We start from the raw sequence: 13,081 nt of genomic DNA on the forward strand, positions 1-13,081 counted from the left end.
AAAAAAGATAAAAACAGGGATGGACGGTTATGACAGCTTCCAGCGCTTTGCCTTCTGCCGCGCCTGGGGAGGTTTTAAACAGGCTTCAGGAATACGTGTCTCATGCGCGGCTTGTTGAAATTGTATACCGTGATAGCGCAGGGCAGGTCTGCGCTGTTCATGATGTCGTGCGGGATATTTTCAGCCGTGCAGGGCAGGATTTTATTCTTCTTGGTCGAGGTACCATGTTGCCATTCGAGCGGGTCCTCATGCTTGACGGTGGCCAGATCTCTGGCTCGGTTGATTAAACAAAGGGTAACCGGTAGGTAATTGTATGGTGCAGGACATGGCCGTACCCTGTGCAGGGTTACAAACGTTTACCGACAGAGGGACATGTTATGAATAAATTTACTCTCAGCGCGCTTCTTATGTTTTTGACTTTGGGTCTTGCTGCTTGCAGCTCCGAGGATAATGAGGGAGCTGATTTTGATCAGGCCGCTGACAACGCTGAAGAAATGGTGGACGATGCTGGCAACTCGGTTGAAGAGACTTACGAGGAGGCCACTGGTCAGGATGAAGGCGTAATGGGCGAAATGGAAGAAGGTGCCGAAAACGCTGGTGAAGAAATCGGTGACGCCGCAGACGACGCAGGCGACGCTATGGAAGAAGGTTATGACGAAATAACCCAATAAGGTTATATAGTCTCTTTCCTTGAGTATGAGGGCGGCCATGAATTTTCAGGCCGCCTTTTTTGTTTTTAGCTCTTCGCGGGTACTATCTCCGTATAGAGCAGAGTGAACTTTGCGCTGTCATAAAGCCTTAATAACCCTGTCTTTTAGTTGTCTCCACATTGTCATGCTTCTCTCCGACACTGCCCTTTCGGTTTTACCCGTTTGATTCGCATCGAGAGAGAGATAAAAAATGGCTAAGCACGACCTTGATTCAAATTATCTGGACCCCAACTACGAGCCGGTAGTTAACCACTCTGGCAATACCCCTTTCAATGAAATTCTTGCGGCTCGCATGCAGCGACGCACTGTTATGAAAGGTAGCGTGGGTGCTGCGCTGGCTAGCCTTATGGGCGTTAGTCTTGCTGGTTGTGGAAGTGATAGCGATAGTGACAGCGATAGCTCTGGGTCAACTTCAGGCAATAGCTCACAGACACCCGAGCTGGGCTTCAAGGCGGTTCCGGTTTCCAGCGAAAACAGTGTAGTTGTTCCTGAGGGCTACAGCTCCGAGACTTTCCTTCCCTGGGGAACTCCGATTACAGGCTCCTACCCCGAATACCGTGCCGACGGCACCAATACCGGCGCTGAGCAAGAACAGCAGGTAGGTATGCATCATGATGGCTTGCATTTCTACCCGATCGATCAGAAGAGTGGTGGGAACTCTTCTACCGAAGGTCTTCTGGTGATGAACCATGAGTACATCAACCAGGGCGCCTTGCACGCCAATGGTCCGACTCGTTCAGCAGATAACGGTGGCGTTCGCCCCGCGGATGAGGTTCGCAAGGAAATTGCGGCTCACGGCGTTTCTGTCGTGCACATCAAGCAAGACAGCAACGGCAAGTGGGACGTCGTTTTCGGCAGCGCTTACAACCGGCGTATTACCGGCGGCACGGCCATGGATATACGGGGGCCCGCTCGCGGATACAGCAAACTGGTAACACCGTACAGCCTGAACGCCACTGAAACCCGCGGTACGCTGAACAATTGCGCCATGGGACCAACACCTTGGGGCACTTATCTGACTGCTGAAGAAAACTGGCACGGATATTTCGCCACCAGTGCAGCAGAGCGTCCCCGTGAATACGTTCGCCACGGTGTAGGAAGCAGTTCACGTTATGATTGGGAGCTGGCGGATAGCGGTCTGGACCAGTATAAGCGTTTCAACGTGACTCCAAACGACGGAGGCTCAGCCGAGACTGACTACCGGAACGAGGCCAACACCTTCGGTTACATGGTCGAGATTGACCCGTTTGCACCAGAGAGCAAACCTCAGAAACGCACTGCTCTTGGCCGTTTTGGCCACGAAGGTGTGATCTTTGCGCCTGTTACGGAAGGCCAGCCGGTTGTCTGCTATTCCGGCGATGATTCCCGATTCGAATACATCTACAAGTTTGTCACTGCCCAGCCCTATAGTGCTGCCACGGCGAATGGATCGCTGTTGGACGAGGGTACCCTGTATGTTGCCAGGTTCAATGACGATGGTTCTGGCGAATGGTTGCCTCTGTCACTGGATGACGCTGACTTCGCCGCCAAAGTGGCCGCTGCCGAAGGTACAGAAGTGGGACGCAGTGGAATTCTGTTTGATGGCTTTGAGAGCCAGGCTGACATATCCGTCAATACTCGTCTTGCCGCTGATATTGCCGGCGCGACTCCGATGGATCGCCCGGAATGGGGCGCTGTCGATCCCAACTCTGGCGAGGTGTATTTCACCCTCACGAATAACAGCCAGCGGACTGACGAGGAAACTGACGCTGCGAACCCGATTGTAGAGAACCGCAACGGACACATTATTCGTTGGGCGGAAGCGGGTAACGATCACACGGCAACCACTTTTGAGTGGGATATTTTCGTGTTTGCCGGTGAACAGGGCATGGAAACCGTTGCCGATGGTGAAGTGGTCGTTTCCCTTACAGACGACAACATCTTCAACAGCCCGGACGGTCTTTGGTTTGATTACAATGGTGTGCTCTGGATCCAGACTGACGGCTACAGCAACGACACCTTTGGTAACCAGATGATGCTGGCAGCACATCCGGAGACGCGCGAGATCCGTCGATTCTTCGTGGGCCCGTCTGGTTGCGAAGTAACCGGTGTTGTAACCACTCCGGACAGCAAAACCATGTTCGTGAATATCCAGCATCCACGTGGCAACTGGCCGACTGCCAGTGAGGATCGCCCTCGTGACGCCACCGTGATTGTCACTCGTGACGACAATGGTGTAGTGGGAGCCTGATTCTCCGCTTTCAGGTTGCCTGAAAACCGTAAACCCGGCTCACATGGTCATTGTGTGAGTCGGGTTTGCGGTTTTTTTGTTTCAGAAACACCTTCCTCTGCCGATAAGCAAAACAACTAACCTAAAGTATGGGTTATTAATTCATACTCATTCTTTAGACTTCTCTAGTTCATCGTGGCCTTGAATAACAAAATGATTGCGGAAGCAACGATAAAGCAGAGGTTTTTATGGCGTTACTGGACCGAACTTCAATTTTATGGGGGGCGGCAGTTGCCGCCATTGTTGCTGTCGCCTGTACAGTGGTGGCGATGGTGCTAGGATTAGAGCCTGCGTCAATCCTGATCGGGCTTGTGGTCGGCCTGGTGACCGCAAGCGGATTTATGATCGTTCGGGTGTTGGAGCCTGCGGAGCGCGGTCTCAAGGCTTTGAATGATGGCTCCCTGGCCGAGGGTCATCCGCTCCAGTCGCAATGCCAACAACTGTTATCCGATGCCAAGGCCGGGCGCTCCCTGACAGAAACCCTCTCCGGAAGCGCCGACAGGAATGCAATCTCCGCAGCTCAGGTATCTTATGCCGCTGACCAACTCAAGCTGCGTCTGGATCTTCAGGTGCAGGAAACTGCTCAGATGGCAGATTACGCCGGCCAGATCACTGAAACCGTTAGGGAATCCTCTCAGCAAGCTACCGATGCCGCTGCAATGGCCTTGCAGAACCGAAATGCCAGTACTGAAGGGCGCGAGGCGCTGACAACCGCAATTGACAGCATACGGGTGGTGCATGGGCAATCCGGTGAAAACCTGCGCCTGATCCAGGAGCTGAACGAGAAGTCCAACAAGATTCAGGGTGTGACCACCACCATCCAGAGTATTGCAGAGCAGACTAACCTGCTGGCACTCAACGCGGCGATTGAAGCCGCCCGGGCTGGAGACCAGGGTCGCGGTTTTGCGGTGGTTGCGGATGAAGTCAGGCAACTGGCTGGTCGCACCGCTCAAGCTACGGGTGAGGTCGCGGAGACTTTGCACGAGATTCGTTCCGATACTGCATTGATCGTCACCCGTATTGAAGACCTTGCACGCAGTGTCGAGGAGGGGCTTGCTTCTGTGGAGACTGTCGGCGAACGGCTCGATCAGATCCGTGATCAGTCAGACCGGGTGCAGCAGCAGGTGGCGCGCATTGCCGAGATAGATCAGGCTAACGAGGTTAGCCTCACCCACGTATTCTCAGCTATCGAAACTGTCAGGGATCAGATCTCTGAGAGCGATAACAGCGTTACGTCGCTTGCAGAGCAAGCGAGTACACTGATGGAGCTTGCGGAAGTTGCCAACGCGGCGTTTGCATTGAACAGTGGTTCCAGTTACCACAGGTTCTTCTACGATCAGGCGCGTGATGGAGCTGTGCAGATCGGCCAGTTACTTGAAAAGGCGATCCGCGATGGCAAGCTGGCTGAAAGTAAACTGTTTGACAAAACCAGAACGCCAATCCAGGGTACTCAGCCGCCCAAATATACAAGCAGCTTTGATTCGTTTACTGACAACAATTTACCTGCTGTTCAGGAGCGGGTAAAAGATTCACATCCCTCTCTGGTGTATGCCGCTGCGCAGTCACCGGATGGTTATATACCCACTCATAACCGTGAATTCGCCCACCCGCCCACTGGCGAGCCAGAAGTTGATCTCATGCGCAGCAGAAGCAAACGCCTGTTTAATGATCGCACGGCTATTCGCTGTGGTAACCACAAAGAGAAGATGTTGTTGCAAACCTATCGCCGCGACACAGGTGAAATCATGCACGACCTCTCTGTGCCGATCTATGTAAATGGCCGACACTGGGGCGGGTTCCGGCTTGGGTATCGTCCGGATAAACACTGACTACCGAAGCCTGAAAGCGCCGTCAGAGCCTGTGTTAAACTGGTGGCTCATGCAGAAAAAGGAGATACGACTTGGCTGATTCGGAATTCATTCCTGCCAACGCACAGGCGGATGAGCTGTCCCGTCGCTCCGACCCCGCTCGTAACCTGGCGGTTGTGGTCTATATTCTTCAAGGCCTGTCTTTTTTCCTGGGAGGCATCACCGGGCTGGTTGGCGTGATCATCAATTACGTAAAACAGGACGATGTTCGCGGCACCTGGGTGGAACCTCATTTTCGGTGGCAGATCCGCACTTTCTGGATAGGGTTGTTGTGGACAGTTATCGGGGTTGTAACCACCTTCCTGATTATCGGGTGGCTCATACTGCTGGGGATTTCGATATGGGTTATTTATCGCATCGTGAAAGGTGCCCTGGCGTTGAATGATGGCAAGGCACCTGTCTGAAGTGGCAGTCTGACGACTGGGGAATCAGTCGTCAGTTACCTCCTTTAGCTGAATGGCACTGAAGGTTCCAGCCAACCCCATCAATCCGAGCACGACAATCACGGCAGAGTTTGATATCAGTGAGAGCAGGGCCGTTAGTCCACCGGTCGCAAGCAGCAAAAAGCCGATAACAGTGTTGCTGACGGCCGTGTAATCTGTACGTTTATTGCCTCCTGCCATATCTACCAGATAGGTTTTTCGACCCAGTCTCACGCCTGCATGGGCAATGCTGAGCACGAAGAAGGCGAGTGGGTAAAACCAGCCGTTGCCTACCCCTGTACCTGCAAGCATGGCTGTCAGCCCGACACCAAGGCATACAGCACTGGCCATAGCGGCACCGCGAATCATCACCCGACGGCTTGATGAATCAGCCATCCAGCCCCAGAAGCTTGCGGACACTGAACTGGCGAGACTGCTTGCCAGAAGAAATACTCCAAGCATCAAGCCCGTTTCTGATTCTTTCTGGGCCAACACCACGAAATAAGGAGATGCCAGGGCTGAGCACAGCAGAAGCGCCCGGGTAATAACGAAGTTGCGAAAAGGCACATCATCGCGCAAAAGCGACAGGCTATCGATTGCTTCTTTGAGGGCGTTGCCACCGCCGCCGGTTTCGCCTTCATACTCATCCACACCAGCAAACAAAAAACCTGCAATGATCCAGAGGGCGGCAGCAAGCAAGAGTAGCAAGCTGTAAAATGCGAGGGTCGGATCGCCCTGATCCCGGAACAGCAAAACCGTTAATATAACGGTCGCCGTGCCGCCGATGGTGGCCGCAAGGCCTGAAAGCCTGCCTCGCCGGGTTTTCGGAACGCACTTTCCCTGAACGTCTTTCATGGCGACAGAGCAGAAGCCCCGTGACAGGGAGAATGCCACCAGCGCGGCTATGATGCCGCCACCTGCGATATAGCCTTCAAGAAACCAGACGCACGCAGCCATGGCTGTAACACTGATCGCCTGACCAAAACTGCCGAGGGTCCAGAACCATTTACGCACAGGTTTGCGGCGAACCCAGGCTGCAATCATCATCTGGGGTACCATGGAGCCGGACTCCCGGATGGGGACAAGCCAGGCCACCAGTGCCGGTGCTCCAATGGCACTCATCAGCCACGCCAGTACCGTTTTGGGGCTAATCAGGAGATCGCCCAGCTTGGTCAGTACGTTGGCGGCCAGAATCAGAAAAAAGTTGCGCGGCACAACTTGGCAGGCTTCCGCCGGAATGTCTTTGCAGACTCGGGCATCTTCCTCGTTTGCAATCAGGCCGTATAGCCGGTCAACCGATCGATCGAGTGCGCCGGTTGTTTGGGCGCGCTCTGGTGACGAAGTGTTGTTCTGTAAGGGTGTCTGTTGCTGGGACAAGCCGCAGTCCTCCGGGAAATGGATAGCCAAGGATACCAGCCGGGCCGGCACCCCTGAACCTCGGAATGCAGATCAGCGTTTCCTTTACACCAGATGATGGTCCCACTGAACCGGCAAGCTGGCAATTTCTTTGGCGGGCGTGCGCTGGCCCAAGCGAACCAATTTGCCACGGCCTGAAGATATCAGAAAGTCGCCCCCTGCCAGCGCTTCAACGCCGGCACAGTCTGCGATGGCGGCCTTCTCGACAACCGCGCCTGTGCGGCTGTTAAAGATCAGCGCTGTGCCTCCAATCGGTGAGGCAATGGCAACCAGATCGTTTTCCGGGTGTGCGACTATGCTGGCGATGTAATTACCGAGTTCCCGGTGAACGGCCTCATCAAAGGCTATCTCTTCATAGCGCCCGTTGCGGTATCTTGCTACCAGCGGTGGCAGTTCATGGGCCGCTCCCTGATATTGATAGGCGGCATAAATGGTGCCATCTGGCGCCACATCCACGTGCCGCGTGCTCAGTTGATGATGGGTTGGCTGGAATCTGGCAAGAATCTCACCGGAATGCCTGTCCATCAAGATCAGCGCTGGCTCCATGGTGTCAAGATTGAGCTTGATACGGTCGTAATCCGGGTGGGTGAGAATACCACCCAGCCCGACGACCAATGTCTGGCCATCCGGGTGCAGTGTGATTTGATGTGGGCCTATACCTTTCAGATCAAAGGTATTGACTCGCTGGTACTGCTGATGACTGTCGTAAACCGCGATGATGCCTTCTCCGGGCTCGTAGCGATTAGCGGGGGCGTACAGGAATCGACCGTCCGGTGAAAACACACCGTGGCCCACGAAATGCTCGCCTTCAGCGGCTTCAATACGATGGAGCTGTTCGCCTGTTTTGCTGTTGATGGCGTAGAACGCCCAGCCGGGCCGTCGTTCAAAAAACAACACCTCCGCTGTACCCGGGCGTTTACAGCCGCTGTGGCAGCGGGTTCGTACAGGAGATTGCCAGAGTATTTTCCCATTCGGCTTTATGGCACTCACAGCAAAACTGCCGTCGGCCAGGCCAACCGCACCTGTGTACTGATGCGGGCCGTCACTGCCGGCTTTTCGGGGCAAGATGTTGCAACCGGATAGTGTGAGCGCGGCGCTGCCTGTGAAGGCTAGTTTGATCAGGCTTCTGCGGGTCAGTTCAGGCATGGCTTTGTCTCAGTCTCCATCGCTGGAATTAAAGCCGCGCACTACGCCTAGTTCAACGGCTGCCCTGTCGTTCACCAGTGCGGTTAGCTGAGTCACGTCAATATAGAGGCTTTGCAAGGACCGGAAGGCATTGTCGTCAGCCAGTAATGGAGCCATTGGGCGGTCGAGTTCCGGGAAGTTTTCGAGAACTTCGTTAAACTGCTGATTTATATCCTCAGCCAGGTCGGCTTGCCCCTTCTCTTTGAGGAGTATAGAAAAGCCCGGAAGAAAGAGGTTTTTAAGCCCTTGAACGCTCGCGTCAGCAGCAATCAGGCTGGCTCCACTGCGCCATGCATCGGCGCTGTATACCGAGCGTTTGCCGTTGCCGCGCAACCCCATAGGGGTGGCCAGGCGGCGCTCTTCAAGGATCTCCAGCCCGGCCATGGCAGCACGAATCGTTGTGTCTGTGTACTGGTCATTGCCAAGGTAGTCGCTCTGAAAGCTATTCCAGTCATGAGCCAGGGTTTCACCATTACCAGCGATATGACGGGTTACGGCCACCAGTAGCTCACAGGTATGGTCTACTGGCAGCGCTCTTTCGCTGCTGTTGAAGGTCTGGTCGTACAACAGGTACTCAGCCATGGGAAAGCCCTGAACTGCAACGCCGGATTCGTTGATTGCCTCAGGTGTGATCGCAGCATTATCTTTCAGCAGGTAGGAAGCTTTGCGAGCCACCAGGTTTTTGGGATCCGGCCAGAACTGGAATTGCCAGGCGCGGTTTCCATGCTCTACAGGGCCAAAGTCTACGAATCGAACCTGCTGCCAGGCGAGGAACGCTTCCAGCCAGGCCTGTTTGGTCTTCTCAAGCCCTTCGGATGTTGGGCTCTGGCAATATGTCTCGGCCTGTTCTGCCAGGGCTTGGCTTTGTGTCGACAAGCTCTCGTAGCCTGTGAGAATGTCGCTGTGCCACTGCGTTCGATAGTCCGTATCGGTACTCTTGGTGCTCGCAGCCATCAACGGCGCGGTGGCCAGAGTTGAGGCGAGGCAAAGCGTTAGTGTCAGTCGCTTCATAACAGGCTCCTTTTAAAGTGAGTTCAGGAAATCGAGCAGAGCCCGACGGTTGTCGGCGCTGAACTGGCTGAAGCGTGCTACGGCTGGTGCGGCTTCACCACCATGCCAAAGTATGGCTTCTTCCAGGGTTCGCGCTCGCCCGTCATGCAGGAATCCTGCTTGCGGATTGACGGTCTGGGCCAGACCAATGCCCCACAGAGGTTGTGTGCGCCACTCGTTGCCATTGGCCAAAAACTCATCACGGCCATCGGCAAGGGCAGGGCCCATGTCGTGTAAAAGCATGTCGGAATAGGGCCAGATGGTCTGCTTGCTCAAGTCTGGCCGTTCCGGATCTGTTCCTGTGGTGTGCCGGGGAGTGTGACATCCGGCGCACCCGGTGTCGTTAAATAGCTGTGCGCCTTTTTGCACAGATGGCTCTTCCATATTACGCCGTGCCGGCACAGCCAGACTCTTGGCATAGAAGGTTACAAAGTTTGCGATCTTGTCGCTGACTTCCGGTTGGCCGCCGTCGGGAAAGCGATCACATTCCTGTTCTGGTGTGCAATCCGTAGTGGGTTTCAGGCTGGAGGTCAGACCCATATCGCCGGCAAACGCGCCCATGCTCTGTTGGTGTACGTCTGGTTCGGCAGCTTTCCAGCCAAACCGACCCGGTTTTGTCTGGTTAGTTGCCAGATCCCATACCTGATTCAGTTTGCCGGAAATGCCATCTCCGTCTGCGTCCTCCGGGTCAGCCAGGGCCTCAATATCGGTAATTGGAATGGTTTCCAGAAGCCCCATGCCGATCATAGGTGGTGCGACACGAGGGGAGACCAGAAGGCCGTCGGGCAAGGGACCGTAATTGGGGTTCTCTATCTGGTACACGGGCTCCCGCAGCTCCACTTTGGTGCCGTCAGCCAGAGTTTTGGTCAATTTTTTCCATGTTAACACCAAATCTGCCTCTGGTTGCGCACCGGGCAGGGCAGCCGTCTGCAACTGGCTGCCATAGACAGGCGCAGGTTTGAATCCATGGGTAAGCAACATTTCGGCGTCAGCGTCGGGGTCTGCCGGAACAGCCAGGCGCAGAAACAAGGATACCGACGGTTCATCAATTCCGGGGGGGTGTCCGCGGCCGTCTTTTATGTGACAGCCCTGGCAGGAGTTGGTGTTGAACAGGGGGCCCAAACCGTCCCGTGCTACGGTGCTGGATGGTGCTTCTACCCATGGGTTGCGGAAGAAGCTGTTGCCAACGCTGAAGTCCAGGCGCTTGGTCATCGACAGGTTGCTCTGGGGCAGGGAGTAGGCGTTGGTATCAAACTGCTCCACAGTACCCTCTCCTCCGGTGCCTGGTGACTTCTGCAACGGAAAGCCAGCATGGGTGTCGGCATTAACTGGTAACGCGAAGCCGAGCAGCAAGGGCAGCAATGCAGTCATTAATTTGTTTCTGTTCATTATTTCTTACCACACAATTGAAGAAGCCATGGAAAATCTGCTCATCTCAAAGCAGGCTTTCCATGGCTTGTTCCGGTTCCTTGATGACCGGGGGCAAGTTTTGCCCCCGGATATCTATACCCTACTGATTTCCCGTCAGAAAGAGTGGCCGGCGTCGTCTGGCGACAGAGCCTCAAGGCCCAGTTGACGAGCAGCCTGCTCTATGGAGCCAGTCTGTTCAACCAGCGCCATGATTGCGCCATTAACAACGGTTGCGCCACTGGTGTTGCCCGGTGCAATCATTCTATCAAATGGCATGGGGTTCTGGCTCGATTCGGCCTTGGATTTCATTACGCCCAGCGCCTTCATTGAAGCATCCAGTTGTGCATTCAGGCGTGCATCCAGCTCGGGATTGCCCTGTTTTACAAGATCAGACAGCGATGGGCCTGTTACCAGGCTTCCGTCTACGCGCCGATAGGTGCCAGTGTATACGTTCTGGATGCCCTGACCATTGTAATAGTGGGAATTGTGGGTGTTGTCGCTGAAACAGTCGTGTTCATCTTCATAGGAGTTGGCTTCAAGGGCCACTTTCATGCGTTCGCCAGCGAGCTCTCCCAGCGACAAAGAACCCATTCCGAACAGCATTTTCTGCACGCCTTCGTTGGCGTCTGCATTTACAAGCTGGCTGCGGTAGTTGTCTGAGGCGCCTGGCGCCCACTGTGCGACCATCCACTCCAGATCAGAAATCAAAAGGTCCGTGGCGGCATCGAGGTATTCACCCCGGCGTTCGCAGTTGCCGTTGGTGCAGTCGGCACCGGTGGCGTAGTCGGTTACCGGGCGTTCGCCACTGCCAGGCTCAAAGCCGTGCAAATCCTGGCCCCATAGCAGAAATTCGATGGCGTGGTAGCCGGTTGCAACGTTGGCTTCCGAGCCGCCAATTTCATTCAGGTCGGCAAGGAGTTCGGCAGAAAGATTTGTTACATCAAGGGTTTCACCACCAACGTTGAGGCTGTCGCTTCCAATGATATTGGCAGTTGCGCCTGCGTTGCCCAGCTCATACTGATAATCGTCTGCCTGCACGTAGTCGATCAGGCCCTCATCCAGAGGCCACGCATTCAGCTGGCCTTCCCAGTCATCTACAATCGTGTTGCCGAAGCGGAACACTTCTGTTTGCTGATAGGGTACGCGGGCTGCAAGCCAGGCTTCTTTAGCTGCTTGCAAATTGGCCTCTGTAGGGTTTGCGAGTAAACGGTCTGTGGCTTTGTTCAGTGTTTTTGCTGTGATCAGTGCGTCTTCGTACCCTGCATGTGCAAGATCGGCATAGTGTTCAACAACCGATGCTTTCGTGGCTGGTTGGGACGCAGCAGAATCTGTCTGGGTAGTGTTGGCGCAACCAGCGGTTAAAACCGCTGCGACGGTAAGTGCCAGAGGGGCTGGTCGGAACATTGCTTTCATTGAGAACTCCGAAAGTTGAGAAGCGGCTATGTAAATGGGAGGCATTATCGTTCGTAATTATGTTTGTTAAAGTGTCTTAACGCAAGCATGCTTTAGCGCGGGCCAAGGTAGGACAAAAACCTGCTCGATATCAATTTTTAATGATAATCATTTGCAATTACAATTTGTGATGCTAAATTCTGATTCAAACGTGCTCTTAATTTGGAGAAAAGCATGAGTGGATCAGTGGTTCGACTAGCAGGCTCCTCAAAAAGTGTGTTCTCTGCGTGGCAATCGCTCCGTAAGTCGGTCGATAAAGGCAATGTTGCGCAGGGTCGGCCCGAGTGCTGTGGTTCAGGTCAGGCCTCCTCAAGTGGGAGCCGTTCTGGCTGACATCCGGCAGAATCCCCATTTTTCTGTTCACTTTGCGAGGCTTTTGCAGGCGTTAGCTTGCACAGCGAGTGCGCGCTCGGGCCTAATAGCTCCTGTTTACAGGGAGCTGATTTATGTTGAGTTATCTTCACGCTTTTCACGCCGGGAATTTTGCGGATGTGCAAAAGCACGGTGCATTAATGCTTGCCATCTCCATGATGCAGGCGAAGCCCTCTGCCATTGCCTGCTTTGATACCCACGCGGGTAGCGCCGTCTATGACCTCAAGAGTGAGCGCGCACGGAAAACTGCAGAAGCGGATTCGGGCGTGCAAAAATTCTGGACCAGTCGGAACGCTTTTACTTCTGAAGACTGGCAGCCAGTTGTGGATCTGTTGTCGCATTTCAATGCCGGCGAAGGCCCACTGACAGTTTATCCGGGCTCCCCGGCCTGGCTTCGTCATGCCCTGCGCCGGGGTGATTCGTTGACGGCGTTTGAGCTTCACCCTTCTGAAAGCGGCCAGCTTGAAGGCTGGGCTGCGGACCGGGGGCAGGGTAAGAGTGTGCGGGTTCTGCATGAAGATGGCTTGAAAGGCCTGTTGCGGAACCTGCCGCCCGCTCAACCCAGGCTGATCACGTTGATTGACCCCTCTTACGAAATCAAATCCGAGTATCTTGATGTTGCCACCACTTTGCAGAAAGCATGGCAAAAATGCCGTCATGGGGTCTATCTTGTCTGGTATCCGATTCTTACCAGTGGTTTGCATACTGCGTTGAAGCAGTCATTGGAAAACAGCCCGATGAGTAAAGTGTGGTGCAGCGAGGTCCATCTGAAAACGCCTCCGGAGCGGGGCATGACCGGTTCCGGCATGTTGGTGGTCAACCCGCCTTGGGGGTTTGATAAACGATTTTCTGCCATGATTGGGGATATCGCCGGAGAGTCTGTGCTGGGTCTTTCCCACGAACAGGGCTGGTTGCTGCCTGAGTAGA

Annotated in this window: 11 protein-coding genes; 6 read left to right on the plus strand and 5 right to left on the minus strand. The window is 54.5% G+C overall.

All coding sequences use genetic code 11. The features are described from left to right. Positions 1-29 precede the first annotated feature (29 nt). From Q4606_RS05105 to Q4606_RS05125, 5 genes are all read left to right on the plus strand, one after another. Positions 30-287 (plus strand): hypothetical protein, encoded by a 258-nt coding sequence (locus Q4606_RS05105; protein ID WP_303596262.1) that lies wholly within the window; start codon positions 30-32, stop codon positions 285-287. Between the two features lie 90 nt (positions 288-377). Further along, a complete protein-coding gene (locus Q4606_RS05110; RefSeq protein WP_303596261.1) occupies positions 378-671 on the plus strand; it encodes a hypothetical protein in 294 nt (97 codons plus the stop codon). 229 nt (positions 672-900) lie between these two features. After that, entirely contained in the window at positions 901-2,940 is a 2,040-nt protein-coding gene (locus tag Q4606_RS05115) for a PhoX family phosphatase (RefSeq protein ID WP_303596260.1), read from the plus strand. Between the two features lie 227 nt (positions 2,941-3,167). Beyond that, complete coding sequence (locus tag Q4606_RS05120) at positions 3,168-4,808, plus strand: methyl-accepting chemotaxis protein (protein ID WP_303596259.1); 1,641 nt, start codon at positions 3,168-3,170, stop codon at positions 4,806-4,808. A 71-nt stretch (positions 4,809-4,879) separates the two neighbouring features. After that, positions 4,880-5,251 carry a hypothetical protein gene (locus Q4606_RS05125; RefSeq protein WP_303596258.1) on the plus strand — a complete coding sequence of 124 codons (372 nt, stop codon included), beginning with the start codon at positions 4,880-4,882 and terminating at the stop codon, positions 5,249-5,251. Between the two features lie 24 nt (positions 5,252-5,275). Here Q4606_RS05125 and Q4606_RS05130 read toward each other — a convergent pair whose 3' ends face one another. From Q4606_RS05130 to Q4606_RS05150, 5 genes are all read right to left on the minus strand, one after another. Next, the gene (locus Q4606_RS05130; protein ID WP_303607014.1) at positions 5,276-6,547 is read right to left on the minus strand and encodes an MFS transporter; all 1,272 of its coding nucleotides are present in this window, start codon (positions 6,545-6,547) and stop codon (positions 5,276-5,278) included. Positions 6,548-6,730: 183 nt separating this feature from the next. Then, positions 6,731-7,831, minus strand: a complete 1,101-nt coding sequence (locus Q4606_RS05135) for a DUF1513 domain-containing protein (RefSeq protein WP_303606863.1) — start codon at positions 7,829-7,831, stop codon at positions 6,731-6,733. A gap of 9 nt (positions 7,832-7,840) precedes the next feature. Then, entirely contained in the window at positions 7,841-8,881 is a 1,041-nt protein-coding gene (locus Q4606_RS05140; RefSeq protein ID WP_303606864.1) for an imelysin family protein, read from the minus strand. A gap of 12 nt (positions 8,882-8,893) precedes the next feature. Continuing rightward, entirely contained in the window at positions 8,894-10,291 is a 1,398-nt protein-coding gene (locus Q4606_RS05145; RefSeq protein ID WP_303607015.1) for a di-heme oxidoredictase family protein, read from the minus strand. Positions 10,292-10,444: 153 nt separating this feature from the next. Beyond that, a complete protein-coding gene (locus Q4606_RS05150) occupies positions 10,445-11,743 on the minus strand; it encodes an imelysin family protein (RefSeq protein WP_303596255.1) in 1,299 nt (432 codons plus the stop codon). A 485-nt stretch (positions 11,744-12,228) separates the two neighbouring features. Here Q4606_RS05150 and Q4606_RS05155 point away from each other — a divergent pair, with 485 nt between their 5' ends. Then, complete coding sequence (locus Q4606_RS05155) at positions 12,229-13,080, plus strand: 23S rRNA (adenine(2030)-N(6))-methyltransferase RlmJ (RefSeq protein WP_303606865.1); 852 nt, start codon at positions 12,229-12,231, stop codon at positions 13,078-13,080. Position 13,081: the final 1 nt, after the last annotated feature.

Origin of the sequence: Marinobacter sp. 1_MG-2023, from assembly GCF_030549045.1 — a bacterium.
Lineage (GTDB): Bacteria > Pseudomonadota > Gammaproteobacteria > Pseudomonadales > Oleiphilaceae > Marinobacter.

Excerpts from the sequence above, each read along its gene's own strand:
- Q4606_RS05105 (WP_303596262.1), top strand. The coding sequence starts at position 30 with ATGACAGCTTCCAGCGCTTTGCCTTCTGCCGCGCCTGGGGAGGTTTTA.
- Q4606_RS05110 (WP_303596261.1), top strand. The coding sequence starts at position 378 with ATGAATAAATTTACTCTCAGCGCGCTTCTTATGTTTTTGACTTTGGGT.
- Q4606_RS05115 (WP_303596260.1), top strand. The coding sequence starts at position 901 with ATGGCTAAGCACGACCTTGATTCAAATTATCTGGACCCCAACTACGAG.
- Q4606_RS05120 (WP_303596259.1), top strand. The coding sequence starts at position 3,168 with ATGGCGTTACTGGACCGAACTTCAATTTTATGGGGGGCGGCAGTTGCC.
- Q4606_RS05135 (WP_303606863.1), bottom strand. The coding sequence starts at position 7,831 with ATGCCTGAACTGACCCGCAGAAGCCTGATCAAACTAGCCTTCACAGGC.
- Q4606_RS05140 (WP_303606864.1), bottom strand. The coding sequence starts at position 8,881 with ATGAAGCGACTGACACTAACGCTTTGCCTCGCCTCAACTCTGGCCACC.
- Q4606_RS05145 (WP_303607015.1), bottom strand. The coding sequence starts at position 10,291 with ATGACTGCATTGCTGCCCTTGCTGCTCGGCTTCGCGTTACCAGTTAAT.
- Q4606_RS05150 (WP_303596255.1), bottom strand. The coding sequence starts at position 11,743 with ATGAAAGCAATGTTCCGACCAGCCCCTCTGGCACTTACCGTCGCAGCG.
- Q4606_RS05155 (WP_303606865.1), top strand. The coding sequence starts at position 12,229 with ATGTTGAGTTATCTTCACGCTTTTCACGCCGGGAATTTTGCGGATGTG.